The organism is Streptomyces sp. NPDC029292, assembly GCF_055569295.1.
In genome coordinates, this window is record NZ_JBVHXR010000014.1 from 30029 (window position 1) to 54071 (window position 24043).

Sequence of the window (24043 nt, forward strand, 5' to 3'; positions counted from 1 at the left end):
TCTGCATGCAAGCCTGCCTGCGTGGGCGGGTTACTCGTCGCCGGAGGAGAAGATGTCGAGCTGTATGTCGGCTCCGTCTATCTCTTCCAGACCGAACAGGCCTCCGCCCAACTGGTCAGCCTCGGATACTCTCTTGGCTCTCTTGACCGGGGCCGCCTTCTTCGGCTGAGTCGGCCGAGCAGCCGTCGGGGCGGGCGGCGACGGCGGGGCCACTCGGGTCAGAGGGCTGGTGCCGGGGTCGTGGCGGGGTCCCTTGCCCGGGGGCGGGTCGAGGGGCGTGACGTAGGGGGTGCCGGACGCCATCTCCTCGTAAACGCGGACGATTTCCTTCTTCGTGCGCTCGAACAGCTCCGGCTTCCTGTTCCGGAAGGCACGGAAGCTGTCCATCACCAGGTCTACGTCCTGGCGCTCGATGCCGTACAGGTGGAAGTACGCGGCGTCGAGCTCGGCTCGCATGAGGAAACGACGTTCCTCGTCCCAGATGAAGGGGGCGGCCTCGTCGCCGAGGTGCTTGGCCCAGGGGGCCATCTCGTAGGAGGTGTAGGTGAGTTCTAGGACGCGGGAGCGGATCCAGGATTTGGGGGGCTGGTTGCCTAGCCAGCGGACGGGCCTGGAGTACTCGTCGGGGGCGAGGACAGGGAGTTGCTCGAGGTAGGTGTAGGTGAGGTGGGCGCCCTGGATCTTCTGCCTCGTCGCGAAGTCCAGTATGAAGGAAGACAGGTTCGCGAGGAACGCGTCCATAGGCACAGACAGGCTGGTCGGCATGAACAGAGGCTCCGTGTGCCCCACGGCGGTCCGGGGAAGCGCAGAAGCGATTACCGTCCGCTCATCCGACGCACGGCACACATCACGCCACCCGAGCAACCAGTCGTGCGGCCACTCCGTCTCAGGCTTCCCCGGTTCGGCAGCCAGCCGTTCCTCCACCTCTGCTTCAGAAATCCAATGGCGCGGCAGCGGCACGGCTTGGGGGTCACGATGTGCACCATCGTCCAGGCGTGGCAACGTACCCTTGTTGATCTGCGCCTGAGTGGCATTCTCAAATGTCGCGAAACGACTGTCGAAGTGATGGGCGAACTTGCCCTCGTAGAGCGGCAGACAGCGCTGCCCCTCCTTGAGGAACACCGTTCCGTTTTGTCTCCAACCCCCAGCCGCCAACAACGCTGCTCCCAGGAAACGATCCGAGTCCCCTGACATGTGAAACATCACCTGGAACCGCAACGCCCACGGGTTGGCGGCGGGTCCCGCGCTGTCAACCTTGTTCCAAAGCACCGGCACCCGCCGGTGCACATATTCCAAGACCCTCAAGTGCTCCGGGCTTTCACATACCGGAGCCGTCCGACTATTCGGGTTGATTCGTCTGAACCCCTCCGCGTCCAGCGTGAACTCCCGCGCGTCCAGCTGATCCGGCCGCCGCGCCCGAAACGCCAGCCGTACATGCCCGTACTCCCGCGCAGGACCGCCGTACGTGAACAAACAGAAGCGGTACTGGTTGTGCACGTCCGCGAACAGCTTCTCCTCGTTCTCCAGGTCAAGCACCGTCGCCAGCTGCCGCCGCTCCACCAGGTCCGCGAAGAACACCGACGTCGTCTTGTCCGTGGCGATCCCCGTCGGCAGGACCAGGCCAGCCATCCCCTCCGGGGCGAGCAGCATCCGGGACTTCTCCGCGAAGACGGCGTACGTGTTGACGTCGCCCTTGCCCGTCAGCGGGAAGATGCCAGAGTCCCGGAGCATGTTGGTCGTGCCCTTGGACTCGCGCTGGGCGGTGAGGTACTCGCGGTGGAGCTTGCGGTCGGCCTCGATGACCTGGCCGTGTTCGTCGACGGTGCGAAGCAGCTCGCCGATGCGCGCCTCGCGCTCGTTCGCCGTGGCCGCGTCGGCGACGTACGGGTTCTGGGCGGCGAACCACTCCTTCTTCTGGATCTTCACCCGTTCCCACGGCGGATTCCCCAGCACCGCGTCGAAGCCCCCCTGCCACCCCGTCGCCGGGTTCGCGTCCTCCGCCTCTCCGTCCTCCACCCGGAAGACGCGCGGGAATTCCAGGTGCCAGTGGAAGAACCGGTTACGGGAGACGATGTCGCGCAGTTCACGCTCCCCCGCGCGCTCCCGCCACTCCACCTCCTCGTCCGTCTCCTCGACGGGCTCCTCCCCCATCTTCGGCTCGGGCTTCGCGATGCCCTCGAGTACCTCGCCCTGTTCCAGCTTGGCCAGCGTCCCCGTCGTGATCGGAGCGGGCGCGTCCGTGCGCTTGGGCCAGATGAACGCCGCACACCACGCGTCGGCGACCCGCTTGAGCCGCCTGAGGTCCGGGTCGCGCTCGAACTCCCGGTGCCGCTTGGCCAGTTCGCGAATGGCAGCGAGGCCCTTGCCGGCCGGTCGCTTCGCGGCTTCCTCGGCGGCCACCCGTACCTTCGCCGTGCCGGTGTGGGTCGCGGGCTCGCCCAGCTGGGTCTGGACCCAGACCTCGACGCCCTTGAGTTCCTTGCGGTTGCGGTCGCGGGCCTCGGTGATCGCCTTGGCCTCGTCGCCCTCCAGTTTCTTGAACGCGGTCTCGGGGATTCCGGATTCCAGGAGCAGCGGTGTCGTACCGAGGAGCCCGTTGCCGACCTTGATGCGGTCGTCGAGGTAGGCCAGCGGCTCGCCCGGAGTGAGGGATTCCAGCCACAGCGACACCTTGGCGATCTCCGCCGCCAGGGGGTTGATGTCGACGCCGTGGACGCAGTCGCGTACGACCTTGGACATCGCCTCGCGGATCCGCTCCGGCGCGGGTTCCAGTTCGCCGTCGTACATCTGGGCGTAGCGCAGGGCGATGCGGCGGGCCGCGGCGACCAGGACGTGGCCCGATCCACAGGACGGGTCGACGAAGCGGATGTCGAGCAGGCGGTCGGGGATGCCGGATGCCGCGTGCTTCTCGATGACCGGGTCGAGGGCGTTGTCGAGGAGCTTCTCGATCAGGACGGACGGCGTGTAGTACGAGCCGGTGGTCTTGCGCTTGTTGCCCGCCACCAGGTCCTGTAGCCAGAACTCATCCTTTGCCGGGTTGTGGCGCGGGATGAGTTCCAGGAGGGATTCGTAGACGCTGCCGAGTTCGTCGGCGCCCAGGTGGCGGTAGTCGACCCGGCTGGGGCGGCCCTGGCGGTCGTACACGCGGGAGAGCAGTTTGATGGCGGCGAGGAGGTTCTCGTTCGGCAGGACGGCCGCACGTAGTGGCTCGGGGCTGCCGGGAAGCAGCGCCGACCACTCCTGTTCGCCTTCCTCGAAGCGGAAGTACAGGCCGCCGAGTTCGGGGAGGGCGAGCGCTTCGAGGCCGCCTTCCTCTCCGAGCGCGTTGAGGACGATGCGCAGGCCGGCCCACAGGTCGGTGTTGCGGTCACCCGGTCTGCGGGAGGCGATGCGGCGCAGGCGGGCCGTGGAGAAGTAGCGGGCGTAGAGGCCGCGGGCCTTCTCCAGGGCTTCCGCCTCCTCGGGGGAGGTGTCGACCTCGGGGCGCAGCAGGAGGGCGTCGCGGTCCTCCGCCACGAAGAGGAAGACCAACTGGTATGCCAGGCGCAGGAGTTCGTGGTGGAAGTCGTCCAGGGCGGCCTTGCCGCCGCGGGTAAGGGCTTTGCCGAGGCGGGGGTTGGCCTCAAGGAAGCCGCTGCCGAGGATGCCGAGGGCCGCCTTGACCTGGTTGCGCAGGCGGTCGCGGGAGCGGATGCCGGTCTCGATGGCGAAGGCGCGCCACCATTCGATACGGCAGTCGGCGGGGGTCAGCTCGGCGATGTCGTCCGCGGCGGTCGCCGCCTCGTCGAGCGTGCCCTCCTCGGCCTCGGACTCGTCCTCCGGCTCGTCGGCGGCGGCCGCCGCGCGGCGCTTCTTCTCCGGCTTGGCGGTGAGCTCGAAGCGGGAGGCGTGGAGCATCGCGTACAGAAGCTGAAAGTCCGCGAACTGGTCGCCGTCGAAGATCGCATCGAGGTCGAACTCGACGTACGCGGAGCCGACGAGCGCGGTGGAGTCGCGCAGGACGCGCAGTACCCGGCCGTTGGAGAGCAGGGCCCACAGGTGCTCGGAGGAGACGTTGAGGAGTTCCTGGAGCATCGACTGGGGGGCTCGGTCGCTGCCGATGCCCCGGTCGAGGCCGGTGTCCCAGCGCAGGAGGTGGACGGGCAGGTGGGACTGCCAGAGGTGGCTGACGCGGTACGAGCCCGGATCGCGGCCGGGGACGAGGATGCCGGGCCGTTTGGGCACGGCGGTGCGGCCCGCGTAGCCCAGCTCGTCGAGGAGGACGCTCAGCCATTCCCTGTACGTCAGTTTCGTCAGCGTCGCCGCGTCGGCCTCGGGGCCGAGCGCTTCGAGCTGCTCGCGGAAGGACGCGTACGTGGCCTTGAGGTACTCCCATTTGCGGCTGGCGGCGTCCTCCACGCGCACGCCGCGCGGCAGGCCGTAGTCGGCGGGGGCCGCGCCGGGGAGTTCCCTGTCGCCGAAGCGGATCTTGTTGATCAGGTCGGCGGAGAGCAGGGCTCCTTCGACGCGTACGGCCGTGCTCGGCGGGAGGTGGTCGGGGGCGAGAGTGGTCACCTGGAGCCTCCGGGGCGCTTGACGTACACGTACACGCCGAGCAGGTCGGGGGCGCCTGCCGGGTCGGCGGTGATGCGGCGGGCGGCGGCGGCGCCGCGTGCCCGGCCGCGTTCACCGGCGGCCTCGCGTACCCGCTGGTGGGCGGCTTCGAGGCGGTGGGCCACGTCGCGGCCGTGGGCTTCGAGGCGCTCCTCCACCTCAATCTCGTCGAGTTCGTCGAGGGCGCGGCCGATCTGCTGCTCACGCATGGACGGGATCGTGTTGCGGTCGGGGGCGGCGCGCAGCAGGTCCGCGATCTCGTCGTCGGTGAGCCATGCGCGGGTGCCGTCGGCGGCGGCGCGCCAGGCCAGCAACTGGGCATCTTCGGCGACCAGTTCATGGGGTTGGCCCTTGCCTGGGCCAGTGCGGCGGGGGGGCAGGGTCAGACGGAACCGGTAGCGGGCCAGGAGCAGCACGGTGCGCGCTTCGACGGCGGTGGTGCGGATGACGCCGAGCCGCCGGGCGGGGCGGTCGTGCTCGGTCAGCGCCGGGTCGAGGGCGGAGTCCAGGACGTAGCGGGCCACCGCCCGTACGGCCGGGTCGCCGCGGAAGAGGGCGTGCTGCCCCGCCGCGACCGGCAGGTCCTGCCGGAACACGAGCTCGGGTGCGGTCGCCGCGATGCGGGCCCTGCCCTTTGCGGCTGTGCGTGCCGGAGCTTGCGTGGCCCCGGGTCCTTCGGCCTGGTCCGGGTCCTCGTAGATGCCGAGCCCGTGGCGCAGGCCGCGCGGCAGCGGGCCCACCGGGGCGGTGAATCCGGTGGAGCGTGTGTCGGGGCGTACGGAGGAGCCCAGCGCCTTCAGCGTCTCCCGGGTGAAGTCAGCGATGTCGGCGGGCTCGCCCAACGCCTGACGCAGAGCTTCCAGTTCGGCCTGGACCTCGTCGGGCCGCAGGCCGCTGTGGGCGAATTTGGTGAGGATCTTCGACTCGCGGTCGGCGGCGCTCTCCCACTCCTTGTGGAGTTGCTCCCGGGCCTGGCTGAACAGTTCGTCGGTACCGAAGTCGAGGGTGAGCTGCTCCTCGACTCCCTGTCCGCGTACGAGGAGACTGTTGGCCAGCGCGCGCAGCACACCCTCGCCGCCGTCGGGGACGGGGACGATGACGCCGATCTGTTCGGCGATGTCCCGGTGCTTGCGGATGAGGACGTTCAGGACGAGGCCGTCGATGCCGGTGTCGGTGTCGTACAGGGTGACGGCCCGGACCTTGTCACGGGACTGCCCGAAGCGGTCGACGCGGCCCTCGCGCTGCTCGTGTCGGGTCGGGTTCCAGGACAGGTCGTAGTGCACGACCGCGCCGAAGTCGTCCTGGAGGTTGACGCCCTCGGAGAGGCAGTCGGTGGCGACCAGGACGTGCCGGCCCCGCCTGGCGGTGAGTTCGTCGATGCGGGCCTGGCGGGCGTCCGGGTGCAGCTTGCCGGTGACGGCGTCGACGTGGGCGCTGCGCCCGAGGGCGGCGGCCAGATGCTTGGCCACGTACTCGGCCGTGGGGATGAAGCGGCAGAAGACGATCGGGTCGTAGCCGTCGACGAGGAGGCCCTTCACCTCGTCGATAAGGGTGCGCAGTTTACTGTCGGCGTCCGGGCCCTCAAGGGCCGCGGCCCGGTCGGCGAACGCCTTCAGCTTGCGGCTGCCCCGGGCGCTGTCGCCGATGTCGTCCGTGTCGAGGATGGAGCCGGGGACCGAGTCCATTCCTTCGGTGGTCTCGTCGTCGATGAGTTCCAGGGCCGCGGCGCGGCCGATCCGTTCGGCCTCCTCCTCACTGCGGGCGGCGGCGATCGCGGCCCGGACGGTGAGGGTCTCGGCCGCGGCGGCGGGCGAGGACAGGACGCAGCGCAGCAGGGTCAGTACGGACCACCAGGTGAGACGCTGCTTGAAGGAGCCATCGGGGCGACGGACCTGCTCGCGGGCGTATGTGATGACGTCCCTGACGAACTGGGCGTATTCCGGACCCAGTTGATAGGGCAGCGGGCGCAGCATGCGGTCGCTGGGGAAAGGCGTGTCCTGGTCGAGGTAGCGCCTGATGTCGCGGCGGCGGCGCTGCACGAAGTGGCGGGCGAGGCGGTCGCGGTGCGCGGGTAGCGAGGGGTCGAGGCCCTTCAGGTCGGGGTCGAGCAGTCCGGTGAGCTTGGCGAAGGCGTGGGCGTCGCCGCTGTGCGGAGTCGCGGTCACGAGGATCAGATGACGGTCCTTGTCCCGGGCGAGGGCGCTGAGCAGTTCGTAGCGCTGCTGGTGTCCGGTGCCCGCGCCGACACAGGTGTGGGCCTCGTCGACGATCAGCAGGTCGGGGCAGGTGCGGCGGAACTGCTCACGGCGGTCGGACTGTTTGATGAAGTCGGTGGACACCACGGTGTAGGGGTAGCGCTGGAAAAGCGTCTGCCCCTGCTCCACCCCCTTCTGCAGCCTGGCCGCGGTGGAGGGCAGCACCAGCTCCGCCTCCATGCCGAACTTCTCGCGCAGTTCGCTCTGCCACTGCTCAGCAAGGGACGGCGAGCAGAGCACCACCATGCCGGTGGCCGAGCCCTGCTCGATGAGCTCCTTGCCGATGAGGGCGGCTTCGACGGTCTTGCCGATTCCGACGTCGTCGCCGATGAGGAGCCGTACGGTGTCCATGCGCAGCGCCATCATCAGCGGCACCAGCTGGTACTGGCGGGGCTGCACCGAGATGGACGCCAGCGAGCGGAAGGGGCCCGCTCCGTGGCTCGCCGCGATCCGCAGGGCGGTGCGCAGTAGTCCGGCGGAGGCGAAGTCGCCGACCTCTCCGGGTACGGCTCGGGGCCTGCCGAAGCCGGGTTCCTCGATCTCGTGCGGGAAGAGCGCGGTGACGTACTCGCGGTCTCCGTCGAGGGGCTGGGCGATCACCAAGCCGCCGGGCCCGCCTGGCTGCACCACCCAGTCGCGGCCGCGGGCGGAGATCAGATCGCCGGGGGCGCGAGGCGTCGAAGACTGCGCCGAGGTGCGGAGGAACGTCATCGGATGCTCCGTCCGGGGCCGAAGACGTCCGGGTGTGCACGCACTGCGTTCTCCCACTCCTTGGTGTCCGCGCCGGCCCGGATGACGAGCCAGCCGTCGTCGATCAGCCGGAACTCGACCTGTCGGTCAAGATGCCAGCCGCCCGGTTCGTCCACGTAGACGGCGACGTCCGCGCCTGGAAGGCGGTAGACGACATCGGGACGGTCCTGGGCGTCGGACCGATCGGGGTGGGTCTCGTCGGGGAGGCGGTGGCCCGAGCGGCCCAGCCACTCTACAAAGTCGGCGACCGGTCCCTGCGCGCGCTCCGTGGCCAGGGCGAGCGCCTGGGCCCGCTGCGCGGCGGGGGTCGCCTGCCGCTCGCCCCGGGTCGTCGAGGCGGCCAGCCGCATCAGGAGGGGGACCACAACGAGCCGGTCGATGCGGGTGTGGAAGCGCTGGTTACCGTACGAGAGCAGGCAGTCGTAGCAGCCTCGCTCGCAGCGCTCCACGGCACCTGGGGCCTGGCCCAGGTCGCGGCCGTCGTCCGGGTCGACGTGGATGATCCGCAGAGCGGCGCGGGCGACTTCGGCGAGGGCGTCGGGGTCGTCGTGGAGGAGCCTGAGGACCCCTGCCCCGCCCTCCGCGCCCTCGATGAAGAGCATCCGGCCACGCCGTTCGCCGTCCGGGAGGTCCTGGCTGTCCAGCTCCGCGTCCTCCAGCTGGTAGCGGGCCTCTATGCCGCGTTCCAGGGCATAACGGAGAGTGACGGCGACGGTTTCGTTCTCGACCGGCTCGGCAAGGCGCAGCACGGCGATGTTCTTGCGGTCCTCGACGTACGGAATGACCTGGAGGGTGCGATCGGCGGATGCGAACGGGCTCAGGGCCTCGTCCTCGGCCGATGCCTCCTGGATCTCGCCCGCCTTCTTGGCGCTGAGCCACCGGCCCTGGATCGGGTCGAGCCAGAAGCCGCGGTCCGCGGGCTGCTTGCGCTTGCGGCGGCCGATGTTGAAGACACGGACTCGTGCGGTGTCGCCGTAGGTCACGGTCAGCACCGGGCCGTCGTCATCCGCGGCTATCGCGTCCAACCGTCCATTGCCCTGCGAGAACTGATAGCCCGTCAGCAGTTCGAAGCCGGACCTGAGGCGTTCTTCCTCGTCGGAGGAGATCCGGCGCACCGGTGACGCGTGGACCGTGGACAGGACCATGGTCCGGCTCAGCGTGAGGGAGAGCGGCACCTCACAGTCGTCACATCGATCGGCCCCTTCCGAACGGTCGTACCAGGTACCGCAGCTGGCGCAGATCCGGACATCGCTGGTGGCGACCTGACCAGGGGTGGCGCCCATGGGGACCTGCACCCGGTCGACGGCGTACCGCTGCCCCTCGTGGTAGATCAGCGCGCCGGGCCCGAACTCGGAGATCGCGATGAAACGGGGGCGCTGGATGTACGCCCCGTTCTTCTGCCCGAGCCGTCCTTCGCCGCGCTGCCCGGGGATGTAGGCGGCGAGCGGAAGCCGGGGGAAGGAGTATCCGGGGAGGAACCCTTCTGAGGCGAAGTAACGGTAGGTGTAGAAGTCGCTGAAGGACTCCTCGCTGTCCTCGTTGCGCAGCAGCTTCAGCTGGTTCTCGGCCTCGGCCCGGCGGGCCTGGGCGATGCGACGGTGTCTGGGGTCGACGGAGAGGTCGCCCGCGATGCGGTGCTGCTCCTCGCGCTCGGCGAGCGCCGCGCGGTACAGGCGGCGCCAGCGTTCGCAGTCGTCGTCGAAGCGGCGCAGTGCGGTGCGCACGACATCCTCGATCCAGCCGTCGTACCACCAGGTGGTGCGTGCCCGGAGGTCGTCCAGCAGAGGTCCGAGCACCTCGGTGGCGCGATCGATGGCCCGGCGGCGGGCCGCCTCGCTGTCGAGCTGGGTGCGCATGGCCTCGGTGAGCCGCAGCGGCACCGGTTCGCCGAAAGCCTGCGCGACGGCTTCCGCGTCGATGAAGTCGGTCATGCGCCGGCCGAGGGCGGCTCCCGTCTCGGCCAGCCAGATCGCGTGGACATGGCTGCGCAGCAGCTCCTCGTTGGCCAGGTCGAGGCGGGGCGGCATGACACTGCCCGCGACCATCAGTTCGGGGCGCCGGAAGTAGTACTGGTCATGGGCGCTGCCCGTCGAGCAGTACGTGGTGACCAGCGCGGGCTGCCCCGAGCGGCCGGCCCGACCCGAGCGCTGGGCGTAGTTGGCCGGGGTGGGCGGGGCGTTTCGCATGGCCACCGCGTTCAGGGTGGCGATGTCAACGCCCAGTTCCATGGTCGGCGAGCAGTACAGCAGGCTGAGGTCGCCGTCACGGAACGCCTTCTCACGCTTCTCCCTCAGGTCGGAGGGAACCTGCGCGGTGTGCTCCCTGGCTTCGAGGCCTACCAGCTGCGACGCGGTGTCCCGGTAGAGGTCTCTGAAGTAGGTGTTGACGTGCGGCTCGGCGCCCGGGTCGCTGACCTTGCGCAGCGGGTCGGGCTCGGGGGCGATCCCGTCGCCCGGCAGCCAGCGCAGGGCGGCAGCTCGGACCTGGTGGCCGAGCGAACCGTCGCGCTCCTCGCGGACGATCGCAACCAGCCCGTGGATCTCCAGGACGCGCAGCAGTCCGCGTATCACCGCGTCCGCGTCCGCGACGGACATCCGCTTCCCGGCCAGCCCGGGAATCCGGTGGAACTGGTCGGGGCGGCGCAGGAAGCGTCCGTACGCGCCGAGGCCGCTGAGGTAGACGGCCTCGCCGGACGGAGCGCCCTTGGGGCCCGAGCCGGGGAAGGCGACCCGCGAGGGGACGCGAGGCTCCTTCGGGGGGAGGGCCCAGACGCCGAGGAGGTGCGCTTCGGACTGGCGCTGGAGCTGGTCAAACCCTTCCTGTGTCAGCAGCGGCTCATCGACCGCAAGGGAGCGGCGGAGCTCGTCCAGGAGGACCTGGGCGAGGTACTCACGGTGTTCGGGAGAGTCACCGGCGAGCGCCGCGGGTGTGCCCTGCCAGCACTCCTGGTCGGCTGCGATCTCCCGCAGGTCCGTGTACTCGAAGCGCAGCAGTCCGGTCTGGGTGAGGTTGGGCATGGTGATGCGCCAGCCGCGTTCGAGGTCGGCGTTGACCCGGTAGGCGAGGACCGCGCGCAGGGCCGAGCGGGCGGACTCCCGCTGGCTGTACTTGGCTCCGGGGTTGCGGGCGAAGCCCTCCATGGGCAGGCCGAGTGCTTCCTCTACGGCCTGCGGCAGCGCGTCGTGGCGCAGCCCCGTCGGACCTGCGGCGGCGAGTGCCCGATAGAGGGCGCCACGGATCTGAGTGACCTGGGCGAAGTCGTTGAAGTGCCCGGCCTGGAGACTGGCGTCCTGGCGGTTGTCCACGAAGGTGAGGAGTTTGCGTGCCCGCTCGTCGATGTCCTGCTGGCCTCTCAGGGAGCGCACCACGCTGGAGCTGATGAGGGAGACCGCCGAGCTGCGGCCCTCGGCCGCGAAGGTGGCGAGCTTGGCAAAATCGCGGGCGCGCAGCTGTTCGTGGCTGACGCGACAGCGCAGGCAGAAACGGAAGGGGGCGGCGATCCACCAGGCGCGCAGCCCTTCCTCGGCCCCTTCCCCTGCAAGGGCCGTTCCGTCCGGGGCGATCCATACTTCGCGCGGGGCGTCACCGCCTCGGGCCTGCACGATGGCGCGGGCCCCGTCGTCGGTGGTCTCGACCCAGCTGTCGGGAAGTCTTCCCAGGATGTCGTCGGTCGCCGTCGGCCAGGGCCGCTCCTCGCTAACGTAGAGGTAGCCGTCGCCGCCCTCGGCGGGGGCCTCGGGGTCCCTGCGCGCGACGAAGCGCGGCCCGGCGGCGCCGTCCTCGCGGGTCACCACCAGATACTCGTGTCCGCAGTCCCGGCAGAACGCCAGCGGGATCAGCGGCTTGTCCCGCTGCGCGGGCACACTGACCTGGTACTGGCTGGTCAGATGGCGTTGCCCTGCCGGTTCGAGACTGGTGTAGACGGTGTCGCCCTTGGAGAGGAACTGGTGCAGCCTGAAGGCGAACAGCGGGCGTCTGTGCTGCGGGTGCAGCGCCTTCGCACCGGCTCTGAGAATGGCCTCAATCGCTGTGCGGCACACCTCTTGACTCTCGCCGCAGTCCCCGCTGAGCACCGCTGCCGCGGCGGGAACCGTGACCGGCGTCCTGCGCACCAGCCGCCCGTCGGTCTTCTTGTCCTCGACCAGGCCGAAGGAGTCCTCCACCCAGACAGCAAGGGGATCGGCCCTCAACACCAAGTAGTCCTGTGACAGCGCGTGCGGTTCCTGCTCGGCCCGGCGGACGGCTGCGGCCAGCGCCGCTCTGCGTTCGGCGGCGGGCAGCGCAAGGCAGGCCCCCGGGTCGGTGGACCGCTCCAGCGTCTCGCCAATAACCCGCTTGGGCCGCACCGGCGTACCGAACAGCCGGGTGGCGACGTCGGCGACCTTCTCCTGGGCATCCTCGAACGTGGCGGCGCTGGCCATGGTGGCGGACGTACCAATGCACTGAAGACCGGGAGCGGCGCAGGCGTCGCGGAGCCTGCGCACCAGGAAGGCGACATCCGCCCCCTGCCTGCCGCGATAGGTGTGAAGCTCGTCGAGTGCCAGAAATCTGAGGCCCTGGGCTGCCCCGATGAGTTCCTCCCGCTCGTGGGGACGCGTGAGGAGATACTCCAGCATCACGTAGTTCGTCAGCAGAATGTCCGGCTTGGATCGCAGCACGGCAGCCTTGCCCTCTGCGTTCTCCTGACCTGTGTACCGGGCGAAGGTCACTCGACGGTTCGCCTCGGGAATCCCCCATTTCAGATAGCGGGCCAGTTCGTACTCCTGGCTGTTCGCGAGAGCATTCATGGGGTAGACGACGATCGCCGAAATGCCGTCGGGATTCGGGTGGCGCAGCACCTCGTTGACGATGGGAACGATGTAGGCGAGGCTCTTGCCGGAGCCGGTGCCCGTGGTGAGCACATACGAATCCTGGCGGGCCGCCGCATCGATCGCCTCCCGCTGGTGACGGTGGAGCGTCAGGGTCCGGGATCCCGGGTCGTGCTCGTGTTCCTTCACACGGAAATAGTCGCGGCACATCGTGTGCAGAACGCCGGCATCGACCAGTTCAGCGACGGTTCCGCCACTACGGAAATTCGGATTGAGCGAGATACGGGGGTCAGGCCAGCGGGCCTTACGCGCACGCTCCGCATCAAGATGCCGCTGGATATCCCTGTCACGGACGGATACCAGTGAATTCGTGAAGGCATCATAATCATCGATCAGATTCTGGTGGACCCCGAAGACGTCCATCGTGGCCTGTACTCCCCTTGCTGCTGTAACGGCTCTGCCGGCGCCGTTGCCCGGACAACGCCCCCTGGTCGCCGACGATTCATCAGCCTACTGCCACGCACACTCCGGGAACCCATGAAACTGGTGGCCATCCGCAGGTGCCGCACGGCATGGTTCACTGCGGACATCCGCAGAGCAGACGGGGAGAGCTTCATGGCCCATCAAATCGACGAGACTTTTCTGACCCTGCCCCTCAGGGCTCTCGCCGACGCCGCCCTCGCGCGGGCGCGGGCACTGGGCGCCGAGCACGCGGACTTCCGGTTCGAGCGGGTGCGCAGCGCGTCCTGGCGGCTGCGGGACGCCAAGCCCGCCGGATCGTCGGACACCACGGACCTGGGGTACGCGGTACGGGTGGTGCACGGTGGGACCTGGGGGTTCGCGTCGGGCGTGGATCTGACGATGGACGCCGCCGCGAAGGTCGCGTCGCAGGCCGTGGCGATGGCGAAGCTGTCGGCCCAGGTGATCAAGGCGGCCGGGTCCGAGGAGCGCGTGGAGCTGGCGGACGAGCCGGTGCACGCCGAGAAGACGTGGGTCTCCTCGTACGACATCGATCCCTTCTCCGTCCCCGATGAGGAGAAGGCGGGGCTGCTCGCGGACTGGAGTGCGCGGCTGCTGGCGGCCGACGGCGTCAACCATGTCGACGCCTCACTGCTGACCGTGCACGAGAACAAGTTCTACGCCGACACCTCCGGGACCGTGACCACGCAGCAGCGTGTGCGGCTGCACCCGCAGCTCACCGCCGTCGCCGTCGACGAGTCCAGCGGCGAGTTCGACTCGATGCGGACCATCGCGCCGCCGGTCGGGCGCGGCTGGGAATACCTGATGGGCACCGGCTGGGACTGGGAGTCCGAGCTGGCGCAGATCCCGGAGCTGCTCGCCGAGAAGATGCGGGCGCCCAGCGTCGAGGCGGGGGTGTACGACCTCGTCGTCGACCCCTCCAACCTGTGGCTGACCATCCACGAGTCCATCGGGCACGCCACCGAGCTGGACCGTGCGCTGGGCTACGAGGCCGCGTACGCCGGGACCTCCTTCGCCACCTTCGACCAGCTGGGCAAGCTGAGGTACGGCTCCGAGCTGATGAACGTCACCGGTGACCGCACCGCCGAACACGGCCTCGCGACCATCGGGTACGACGACGAGGGTGTGGCAGGGCAGTCCTGGGACCTGGTGAAGGACGGGACGCTCGTCGGCTATCAGCTGGACCGGCGCATCGCGAAGCTGACCGGGTTCGAGCGGTCCAACGGGTGTGCGTACGCCGACTCCCCCGGGCATGTGCCCGTGCAGCGCATGGCGAACGTGTCGCTCCAGCCGGATCCCGCCGGTCTCTCGACCGAGGATCTGATCGGGAGTGTGGATCGGGGCATCTACGTCGTCGGCGACCGCTCCTGGTCCATTGATATGCAGCGGTACAACTTCCAGTTCACCGGTCAGCGCTTCTTCCGCATCGAGAACGGTCGCGTCACCGGCCAGCTGCGCGATGTCGCGTACCAGGCGACGACCACCGACTTCTGGGGTTCGATGGCCGCGGTGGGCGGCCCGCAGACGTATGTCCTGGGCGGTGCCTTCAACTGCGGCAAGGCCCAGCCGGGCCAGGTCGCGGCCGTCTCGCACGGCTGCCCGTCCGCCCTCTTCAAGGGCGTCAACATTCTGAACACCACGCAGGAGGCGGGCCGATGACCTCTCGTACGAACAAGCCGCACGAGGTCGTCGAGCGCGCCCTCGCACTCTCCCGCGCCGACGGCTGCGTGGTGATCGCCGACGAGCACTCGACCGCGAACCTGCGCTGGGCGGGCAACGCGCTGACCACGAACGGGGTCACGCGCGGGCGCACGCTGACCGTGATCGCCACCGTCGACGGCCGCGAGGGCACGGCGTCCGGCGTCGTCTCGCGCGCGGCCGTGACCGCCGACGAGCTGGAGCCGCTGGTACGGGCCGCGGAGGCGGCGGCGCGCGGCGCGGGTCCGGCCGAGGACGCCCAGCCGCTGGTCACGGGCGTGCCGGAGTCGCCCGACTTCACGGACGCGCCTGCCGAGACCTCGTCCGCCGTCTTCGGCGACTTCGCGCCGGCGCTCGGTGAATCGTTCGCCCGCGCGCGGAAGGGCGGCCGCGAGCTGTACGGGTTCGCCAACCACGAGCTCGTCTCCAGCTATGTCGGTACGTCGACGGGGCTGCGCCTGCGCCACGACCAGCCGAACGGGACGCTGGAGCTCAACGCCAAGTCGCCGGACCGTACGCGGTCGGCGTGGGCGGGGCATTCGACGAGGGACTTCAAGGACGTCGACCCGGCGGCGCTGGACGCCGAGCTGGCCGTACGGCTCGGCTGGGCCGAGCGGCGCATCGACCTGCCCGCGGGACGCTACGAGACGCTGCTGCCGCCGACCGCCGTCGCGGACCTGCTGATCTACCAGATGTGGTCGGCGGCCGCCCGGGACGCGGCCGAGGGCCGGACGGTCTTCAGCAAGCCCGGTGGCGGCACCCGCGTCGGCGAGAAGCTCACCGAGCTGCCGCTGACGCTGCGCAGCGACCCGAACGAGCCGGGGCTGGAGTCCGCGCCCTTCGTGCTCGCGCACTCCTCCGGCGACGACGCGTCCGTGTTCGACAACGGGCTGCCCCTCAAGGCGACCGAGTGGATCCGCGAGGGTGAGCTGAAGCACCTGTCGACCACCCGGCACAGCGCGGGCCTGACCGGGCTTCCGGTGGCGCCCACGATCGGCAACCTCATCCTGGACGGCGGCGAGGACCGCTCCCTGGAGGAGATGGTCGCCGCCACCGAGCGCGGTCTGCTGCTGACCTGCCTCTGGTACATCCGCGAGGTCGACCCGGCGACGCTGCTGCTGACCGGACTGACCCGGGACGGCGTCTACCTCGTCGAGAACGGCCAGGTCGTCGGCGAGGTGAACAACTTCCGGTTCAACGAGTCGCCGGTGGACCTGCTGGGGCGGGCGGCGGAGGCGGGGCGGACGGAAAAGACGCTGCCCCGGGAGTGGAGCGACTGGTTCACTAGGGCTGCGATGCCGGCCCTGCGGGTGCCGGACTTCAATATGAGCTCTGTCAGTCAGGGCGTATAACCTCGTACCTGATTCACGAGACCACCCAAGGAGATACGAGAACCGTGACGGACATCGTCGACGAGCTGAAGTGGCGGGGGCTGTTCGCCCTGTCCACCGACGAAGATGCTTTGCGCAAGGCGCTCGCGGACGGTCCCGTCACGTTCTATTGCGGCTTCGACCCGACCGCGGCCAGCCTGCACGTCGGCCACCTGGTGCAGGTGCTCACCATGCGCCGGCTCCAGCAGGCGGGCCTGCGCCCGCTGGCCCTGGTCGGCGGGGCGACGGGCCAGATCGGCGACCCGCGCCCGACGGCGGAGCGCACGCTGAACGACCCGGAGACGGTCGCGAACTGGGTCACCCGGCTGCGCGCCCAGATCGAGCCGTTCCTGTCCTTCGACGGCGAGAACGCCGCGGTGATGGTGAACAACCTGGACTGGACGGCCGGGATGTCGGCCATCGAGTTCCTGCGGGACATCGGCAAGCACTTCCGCGTCAACAAGATGCTGACGAAGGACTCCGTGGCCCGGCGCCTGGAGTCCCAGGAGGGCATCAGCTACACGGAGTTCAGCTACCAGCTGCTCCAGGGCATGGACTTCCTGGAACTGTACCGCCGGTACGGCTGCACGCTCCAGCAGGGCGGCAGCGACCAGTGGGGCAACCTCACGGCGGGCCTGGACCTGATCCACCGCCTGGAGCCGGACGCCTCGGTGCACTGCTTGGCGACGCCGCTGATGGTCAAGGCGGACGGCACCAAGTTCGGCAAGACCGAGGGCGGCGCCATCTGGCTCGACCCGGAGATGACCACGCCGTACGCGTTCTACCAGTTCTGGCTGAACGTGGACGACCGGGACATCTCGACCTACATGCGGATCCTGTCCTTCAAGTCCCGCGAGGAACTCGAAGAGCTGGAGAAGCAGACCGAGGAGCGCCCCCAGGCCCGTGCCGCGCAGCGCGCGCTCGCGGAGGAGCTGACGACGCTGGTGCACGGCGCCGACCAGACGGCCGCCGTGATCGCCGCGTCCAAGGCCCTCTTCGGCCAGGGCGAGCTGGCTGAGCTGGACGAGAAGACGCTGGCCGCGGCCCTCTCCGAGGTGCCGCACATCCAGGTCGCCGAGCTCGGCCCCGTGGTGGACCTCTTCGCCGAGGTCGGCCTGGTGGCCAGCAAGTCGGCCGCGCGCCGCACGGTCAAGGAGGGCGGCGCGTACGTGAACAACGTGAAGGTCGCCGCCGAGGACGCGGTCCCCGTCAAGGAGGATCTGCTGCACGGGCACTGGCTGGTACTGCGCCGGGGCAAGAAGAACCTGGCGGCGGTGGAGGTCACGCCCGCCTGAGCCGGATGGGCCCTGAGCGGGCCGTGCGGTTCTTGAGCTGGACATACAGAGGGGGCGGCCCGTCACGGGCCGCCCCCTTCGTCGTACCGCCAAGCCTTCCGGCCGTGCCGTCAGGCCTTCACCTTGTTACCCCGCACCGCCATGTAGAGCATGTCGCCGAAAAAGACGATGACGATCGCGGCCACGAGCTGCAGCGCGTGCCGGCCCCAGTCGATGCCCCTGGTCTCAGCGATACCGATACCGCGGGCGATCGCGTTGCCGACGATGGCTCCGAGAATGCCGAAGATGGTGGTCAGCCAGAGGGGACTGTGCTGCTTGCCCGGAATGATCGCCTTGGCCAGCAGGCCCAGCACGAACCCGACGATGATCGCCCACAACCAGCCCATGTCTGCCTCCTAGTACGGCTCTACGTGAGCAGTACGCCCAGTTTCGGCCTGTCCGTCATACGGCGCATGTCGGGCGGAGCCATACGCGGTACGACGCATATTGTCCGGCCGGGCAGGACATGCCCCGGTCTCGAAGGCGACGCAGCTGCGGCGTAACGTGGAGGCTGTTCGGGCTTGCTTCCTTGACGGGGTTCGGACCGGGTACGGACCGGGGAGCGTCCGACACAAGTGGGTGGTGGAACGTGATGCGGAAGCAGAGCAACGTCCAGGTCTTCCGGATCACCGGGGCCAGGCAGGGGCTCGACGAGGACGTACGCGGCAGGCAGCGCCGCTATGTCATCTCGATGTCCGTCCGCACGGTCGCCGTGATCCTCGCCGCCACACTGTGGAATGTGGAGCGGCACGTCGCGCTCGTCGCGCTGGTCCTCGGAATACTCCTCCCCTATATCGCCGTGGTGATCGCCAACGCGGGCCGCGAGAACGCGCCGTCGCTTCCCTCGACCTTCGTCGCCGCGCCCACCCGCCCGATGATCGCGCCGCCTCGGCAGGACGACTCCACGGAATCCGTCCCGGAAGACGTCGCGGCCGACCCCCGGGACGCGCCTGCGGGGCGAGCCGCACGACCTGACGTGACCCCGACCTGACCACGGAGAATCCGTGGAAACCGGAATCCAACGGTGCACCAAGCTCAAGAAAAGCTCAGATCAATCATGTAGTTCCAGTGCCGGGCAGCGGGTCCTCCGTGACATACTTCGTACGCGCTCCGCATCCCCCGTCGGAGCGACGGACCGACGCCGGGCAGCTCCCCCCGTGGCTGCTCGGCGTCGCCTTTTCGGAGCCGTCTAGGGTTGAGGCGTGAACTTCCCGCTCCCCGACATGTCCCCCGCACTCACCACTCCGCAGTGCTCCGCCAAGGGCTGCCGCGCCGACGCCATGTGGGTGCTCGCCTGGAACAACCCGAAGCTGCACACGCCGGAGCGCCGCAAGACATGGCTCGCGTGCGAGGAGCATCGGGAGCATCTGTCCCAGTTCCTCGGTGTACGCGGCTTCCTCAAGGACGTCGTGAAGCTCGACGAGTGGGAGGCCCCGCAAGGGCAGGGCTGACCTGGGCGGTCGGCCGCCGCGGTCCCGCTAGGGCTGGGTCAGCCGCCGATGGCCGACATCGGCCGGTCCGGCTGGAGGAACGACGGGTCGTCCAGGCCGGAGCCCGCCTTCTTGCCCCACATCGCGAGCCGCCATATGCGGGCGATCTCCTCGTCGGAAGCGTCCGAGCGCAGCGCGGCGCGCAGGTCGGTCTCCTCGGTGGCGAACAGGCAGGTGCGGACCTGACCGTCGGCCGTGAGGCGCGTACGGTCGCAGGCCGAGCAGAAGGGGCGGGTGACCGAGGCGATCACGCCGACGCGGTGCGGGCCGCCGTCGACGAGCCAGCGCTCGGCGGGGGCGGAGCCCCGCTCGTCGGCGCCCTCTTCGGTGAGCTCGAAACGCGTGCGCAGTGAGGCGAGGATGTCACCGGCGGTGACCATGCCCTCGCGCTTCCAGCCATGCTGGGCGTCCAGGGGCATCTGCTCGATGAAGCGCAGCTCGTAGTCGTGCTCCACGGCCCAGGCCAGCAGGTCCGGGGCCTCGTCCTCGTTCAGCCCCGGCATCAGGACCGAATTGACCTTGACCGGTGTCAGGCCCGCGTCGCGGGCGGCTTCGAGGCCCGCGATGACGTCCTTGTGGCGGTCACGGCGGGTGAGGGTCTTGAAGGCCTCGGGGCGCAGGGTGTCCAGCGAGACGTTCACCCGGTCCAGGCCTGCCGCCTTCAGGGCGGTGGCGGTGCGCTTGAGCCCGATGCCGTTGGTCGTCAGGGACATCTGGGGGCGCGGCTCAAGGGCGGCGACCCGCTCGACGATGCCGACGAGGCCGGGGCGCAGCAGGGGCTCGCCGCCGGTGAAGCGGACCTCGGTGATGCCGAGGCTGGTGACCGCGATCTCGATGAGGCGGACGATCTCGTCGTCCGTGAGCAGATCGGGCTTGGCCAGCCACTGCAGGCCCTCTTCGGGCATGCAGTACGTACACCGGAGATTGCACCTGTCCGTCAGCGAGACGCGCAGGTCGGTGGCCACTCGGCCATAGGTGTCGATGAGCACGTGGGCCCCCTCCCTCGATGCGGATCACAAATAACCAGACACAAGCGAGCCTACGGGACGGGACTGGCATCGACAGCGGCCGGATCCCACGAGGTACGGCGCGGCCGCGTCGTAGGGATCTACGACGCGGCCGTGAGCGGTGCCGTCTTTCGAACGCTCCCGTACCGGCTCAGTGCGCTCCGGTGCCCGTGAGGGAGCGGACCTCCAGTTCGGCGTACTTGCCGGTGTCCGGCTCCTCCTTGGACAGGATCGTGCCCAGCCAGCCCAGCAGGAAGCCGACCGGGATGGAGATGATGCCCGGGTTCTCCAGCGCGAACCAGTGGAAGTCGACGTCCGGGAACATCGACGTGGGTTTGCCCGAGACCACCGGCGAGAACAGCACCAGGCCGACCGCGGTGACCAGACCGCCATAGATCGACCACAGCGCGCCCTGCGTGGTGAACCTCTTCCAGAAGAGGCTGTAGAGGATCGTCGGCAGGTTGGCGGACGCGGCGACCGCGAAGGCGAGCGCGACCAGACCGGCGACGTTCAGGTCACGGGCGAGGGCGCCCAGCACGATGGACACGGCGCCGATGCCCACCGTCGCGTAGCGGGCGGCGCTGACCTCCTGTTTCTCCGTGGCCTGTCCCCTCTTGATGACGTTCGCGTAGATGTCGTGCGCGAACGAGGAGGACGAGGCCAGCGTCAGACCGGCGACGACCGCGAGGATCGTGGCGAAGGCGACGGCGGAGATGGAGGCGAGCAGGATGGCGCCCCAGTCGGAGTCGACGCCTCCCAGATGGAGCGCCAGGAGGGGTGCCGCCGTGTTGCCCGCCTTGTTGGAGGCGATGATCTCGTCCGGTTTGATCAGCGCGGCGGCGCCGAAGCCGAGGGCGAGGGTCATCAGGTAGAACGCGCCGATGAGACCGATCGCCCAGTTCACGGACTTCCGCGCGGTCTTGGCCGTGGGCACGGTGTAGAAGCGGATCAGGATGTGCGGCAGCCCCGCGGTGCCCAGGACCAGGGCGATGCCCAGCGAGATGAAGTCGAGCTTGGTCGTGGAGGTGGCGCCGTACTTGAGGCCCGGCTCCAGGAAGGGCGCGCCCTTGCCGCTGTTGTCGGCCGCCTTGCCGAGCAGGTCGGAGATGTTGAAGTTGAACTTCAGCAGCACCAGGAAGGTGAGCAGCAGGGCGCCGATGATCAGCAGCACCGCCTTCACCATCTGTACCCAGGTGGTCCCCTTCATGCCGCCGATGGTGACGTACACGATCATCAGGACGCCGACGAGCGCGACGATGCCGATCTTGCCGCCGTCGCTGGTGATGCCGAGCAGCAGCGAGACCAGGACGCCGGCGCCGGCCATCTGGGCGAGCAGATAGAAGATCGACACGACGATCGTGGAGGTGCCCGCGGCCGTACGGACCGGACGCTGGCGCAGGCGGTACGCGAGGACGTCGCCCATCGTGTACCGGCCGGAGTTGCGCAGCGGTTCGGCGACGAGCAGCAGGGCGACCAGCCAGGCGACGAGGAAGCCGATGGAGTACAGGAATCCGTCGTACCCGAAGAGGGCGATCGCGCCCGCGATGCCGAGGAAGGACGCGGCGGACATGTAGTCGCCGGAGACGGCCAGGCCGTTCTGGAAGGCGGTGAACTGGCGGCCGCCGGCGTAGAAGTCGGCGGCGCTCTTGGTCTGGCGGCCCGCCCAGACGGTGATGACGAGGGTCGCGGCGACGAACACCGCGAAGAGGGAGATGATCAGCGGCCGGTGCTGGCTGGCCTCACCGGCGGCCAGGGTGATCGCGGGGCTCATGCGCCGCCCTCCATCCGGGACTTGATCGCCTCGGCCTTGGGGTCGAGCTGGGCGGCGGCGTGCCGCGCGTACCACCAGGCGATGAGGAACGTGGTGAGGAACTGCGCGAGACCGAGCACCAGGGCGACATTGATGTTGCCGAACAACTTGGTGCCCATGAAGTCGCCCGCGTAGTTCGAGAGCAGGACGTAGAGCAGGTACCAGGCGATGAAGCCGACGGTCAGCGGGAAGGCGAAGGAGCGGTGAGCGCGGCGCAGTTCACCGAACTCCGCGCTCTCCTGCATCTCGACGAACGCCTCGGTCGACGGGAGTCGGGGATCCGCCTTCGAGGGTGGTGGTGCGTCGGTGGCCACGGTGTCTCCTCGCGTTGCGGGTGCGGTTGCGACGGTGGACGGGGGCGAGTGGGTGCTCGCGGAAGCGGACGGGGACGGGTTGGGCACGGACATGACTCTTTGACCTCACAGTGACGTGGATCACATGAGCCGAGGAGCGATGGTAGGGCCCCCGGGCGTGATCCAACAGGGGGCTCGATCGTCCTCGTGCTCCCTGCTCAAGGTCACGGCGCCACGCGTGGACCGGTTCAACGCCCCGCACTTCTTTCGGAAGTCATCGCCGGAAGTCATTGCTGGCCAGGTCGGGCGAGGGATAGCTTCGGCCTGCACCACTGCGTCATGTACCTGCCCGAGCACCACCTGTGTTCGGGCAGCTCGGTTTTCCGGATGATATGGAGATCCCATGGCTCATCTGCGTTCCAGACGCCGGCTCGTCCTCGCGGTGCCGGTCGTCCTCTCGCTCACCGCCTCGCTCGGCTTCCTGCCGGGTGCCGCGTCCGCCGCACCACTCACCGCGTCCGCCGCGACGACCGCGGACGGCCCGAACCTGGCGTATGTGGTCAACACCAAGACGGACCATCACACGATCGAGTCGGTGAAGAAGGCGATCACCGCGGCGGGCGGCAGCGTCGTCATCGCGTACGAGAAGATCGGTGTGATCGTCGTCCATTCCGCCAACCCGGACTTCGGCAAGCAGATCCGCGCCGTCCGCGGTGTGCAGTCGGCGGGCGCCACCCGGACTGCGCCGCTGACGCCCGCGGGGACGACGGACGAGGGCGCGGCGCAGGTGCTGTCGGCCGCCGAGGCCGCCAAGGTCTCGCAGAGCGCCGCCTCGGGCGAGGAGCCCCTCGAGGCCGACCAGTGGGATCTGCGCGCGATAGGCGCCGACAAGGCCGCGAAGGTCAACCCGGGCAGCAAGAACGTGACGGTCGCCGTGATCGACGTCGGCGTCGACGACACCCACCCGGACATCGCCCCGAACTTCTCCGCCTCGCGGTCCGCGAACTGTGTGGGCGGCAAGCCGGACACCACGTACGGCGCCTGGCGTCCCGTGGACGCTGCCCACTACCACGGCACGCATGTCGCGGGGGAGATCGCCGCGGCCCGCAACGGCGTCGGCGTCGCGGGCGTGGCGCCCGGTGTGAAGGTCGCCGGCATCACGGTGGCCGAGCCGGACTCCACCCAGCTGTTCTACCCGGAGAGCGTCGTCTGCGCCTTCGTGTTCGCCGCCGACCACGGCGTCGAGATCACCAACAACAGCTACTACGTGGACCCGTGGCTGTACAACTGCCTGGACGACCCCGACCAGCGGGCCATCGTCGACGCCGTCAACCGGGCCCAGCTGTACGCCCAGAAGAAGGGCACCCTCAACGTCGCGGCGGCGGGCAACTCGAACGACGACCTCGACGCGGACGCGATCGTCGACGCCTCCAGCCCCGACGACTCGACCGCGGTCACCCGCACGGTCGATCCCCACACGTGTTTCGACGTGCCGACCCAGCTGCCGGGCGTCGTCACGGTCAGCTCGACCGGCGTCAAGGGCGCCAAGTCGTACTTCTCCAGCTACGGGGACGGCGTGATCGACGTCGCGGCCCCCGGCGGCGACAAGTACCAGATACCGGACACGCCGTCGCAGAACGGCCGGATCCTCTCCACCCTGCCGAACAACCAGTACGGCTTCCTGCAGGGCACCTCGATGGCGACCCCGCACGTCGCCGCTGTCGCGGCGCTGCTGAAGTCCAAGTACCCCTGGGCCGGCCCGGCTCAGCTCCAGGCGCTGCTCAAGGCCGAGGCGGACAACCCCGGTTGCCCGACCGACCCGTACGACGGGAACGGCGACGGAGTCGTGGACGCCACCTGTGTGGGCGGCAAGCACGTGAACGGCTTCTACGGATCCGGGATCGTCAACGCGCTGCGGGCGGTCAAGTAACGGGAGAGACCTGATATTTCCCGCACGGCCCAGTCGTGTGGCGAACGAACCAGAACCACAAGCGACGTGACAGCGCCTCACCCGCGCTACCGGGGGGGGGGGGGGGGGGGGGGGGGGGGGGGGGGGGGGGGGGGGGGGGGGGGGGGGGGGGGGGGGAGGGGGGGGGGGGGGTGGGGGGGGGGGGGGGGGGGGGAGGGGGGAGGGAGGGGGGAGGGGGGGGGGAGG

13 protein-coding genes are annotated in these 24043 nt (G+C 69.4%); 6 read left to right on the forward strand and 7 right to left on the reverse strand.

The window, feature by feature from the left end; all coding sequences use genetic code 11:
* Positions 1 to 30: 30 nt before the first annotated feature.
* The 3 genes from ACZ4WS_RS28050 to ACZ4WS_RS28060 are packed head-to-tail and all read right to left on the reverse strand — an operon-like array spanning position 31 to position 12595.
* Entirely contained in the window at positions 31 to 4554 is a 4524-nt protein-coding gene (locus ACZ4WS_RS28050) for an Eco57I restriction-modification methylase domain-containing protein (RefSeq protein ID WP_467984586.1), read from the reverse strand.
* A complete protein-coding gene (locus ACZ4WS_RS28055) occupies positions 4551 to 7559 on the reverse strand; it encodes a helicase-related protein (protein ID WP_467984587.1) in 3009 nt (1002 codons plus the stop codon). Before ACZ4WS_RS28055 ends, ACZ4WS_RS28050 begins: the two co-directional genes overlap by 4 nt.
* Positions 7556 to 12595, reverse strand: a complete 5040-nt coding sequence (locus ACZ4WS_RS28060; protein ID WP_467984588.1) for a DEAD/DEAH box helicase — start codon at positions 12593 to 12595, stop codon at positions 7556 to 7558. Before ACZ4WS_RS28060 ends, ACZ4WS_RS28055 begins: the two co-directional genes overlap by 4 nt.
* A 426-nt stretch (positions 12596 to 13021) precedes the next feature.
* Between ACZ4WS_RS28060 and ACZ4WS_RS28065 the strand changes: the two genes are divergently transcribed.
* Genes ACZ4WS_RS28065 through tyrS form a run of 3 tightly spaced genes read left to right on the forward strand, consistent with a single transcriptional unit; the run spans position 13022 to position 17249 of the window.
* Positions 13022 to 14545: a TldD/PmbA family protein gene (locus ACZ4WS_RS28065; RefSeq protein WP_467984590.1), complete on the forward strand. Its 1524-nt coding sequence runs from the start codon at positions 13022 to 13024 to the stop codon at positions 14543 to 14545.
* Positions 14542 to 15936: a metallopeptidase TldD-related protein gene (locus ACZ4WS_RS28070; RefSeq protein ID WP_467984592.1), complete on the forward strand. Its 1395-nt coding sequence runs from the start codon at positions 14542 to 14544 to the stop codon at positions 15934 to 15936. The genes ACZ4WS_RS28065 and ACZ4WS_RS28070 overlap by 4 nt, the downstream gene beginning before the upstream one ends.
* Before the next feature lie 44 nt (positions 15937 to 15980).
* On the forward strand, positions 15981 to 17249 hold the full coding sequence (tyrS, locus tag ACZ4WS_RS28075; protein WP_467984594.1) for a tyrosine--tRNA ligase: 1269 nt from the start codon (positions 15981 to 15983) through the stop codon (positions 17247 to 17249).
* A gap of 110 nt (positions 17250 to 17359) precedes the next feature.
* Here tyrS and ACZ4WS_RS28080 read toward each other — a convergent pair whose 3' ends face one another.
* A complete protein-coding gene (locus ACZ4WS_RS28080) occupies positions 17360 to 17635 on the reverse strand; it encodes a GlsB/YeaQ/YmgE family stress response membrane protein (RefSeq protein ID WP_467984596.1) in 276 nt (91 codons plus the stop codon).
* A gap of 245 nt (positions 17636 to 17880) precedes the next feature.
* Between ACZ4WS_RS28080 and ACZ4WS_RS28085 the strand changes: the two genes are divergently transcribed.
* Together ACZ4WS_RS28085 and ACZ4WS_RS28090 are read left to right on the forward strand one after the other, a co-directional pair.
* Positions 17881 to 18279 (forward strand): DUF3099 domain-containing protein, encoded by a 399-nt coding sequence (locus ACZ4WS_RS28085; RefSeq protein WP_467984597.1) that lies wholly within the window; start codon positions 17881 to 17883, stop codon positions 18277 to 18279.
* Between the two features lie 232 nt (positions 18280 to 18511).
* Positions 18512 to 18739, forward strand: a complete 228-nt coding sequence (locus ACZ4WS_RS28090; protein WP_467984989.1) for a hypothetical protein — start codon at positions 18512 to 18514, stop codon at positions 18737 to 18739.
* 38 nt (positions 18740 to 18777) lie between these two features.
* Here the strand turns inward: ACZ4WS_RS28090 and moaA are convergent, their stop codons facing one another.
* The 3 genes from moaA to ACZ4WS_RS28105 form a co-directional block, all read right to left on the reverse strand.
* Positions 18778 to 19767: a GTP 3',8-cyclase MoaA gene (gene moaA, locus ACZ4WS_RS28095; RefSeq protein ID WP_467984599.1), complete on the reverse strand. Its 990-nt coding sequence runs from the start codon at positions 19765 to 19767 to the stop codon at positions 18778 to 18780.
* Between the two features lie 169 nt (positions 19768 to 19936).
* On the reverse strand, positions 19937 to 21556 hold the full coding sequence (locus ACZ4WS_RS28100) for a solute symporter family protein (protein WP_467984601.1): 1620 nt from the start codon (positions 21554 to 21556) through the stop codon (positions 19937 to 19939).
* Positions 21553 to 21909: a DUF485 domain-containing protein gene (locus ACZ4WS_RS28105; RefSeq protein ID WP_467984603.1), complete on the reverse strand. Its 357-nt coding sequence runs from the start codon at positions 21907 to 21909 to the stop codon at positions 21553 to 21555. The genes ACZ4WS_RS28100 and ACZ4WS_RS28105 overlap by 4 nt, the downstream gene beginning before the upstream one ends.
* Before the next feature lie 382 nt (positions 21910 to 22291).
* Between ACZ4WS_RS28105 and ACZ4WS_RS28110 the strand changes: the two genes are divergently transcribed.
* A complete protein-coding gene (locus ACZ4WS_RS28110) occupies positions 22292 to 23818 on the forward strand; it encodes a S8 family serine peptidase (RefSeq protein ID WP_467984605.1) in 1527 nt (508 codons plus the stop codon).
* The last annotated feature ends 225 nt before the right edge of the window (positions 23819 to 24043 follow it).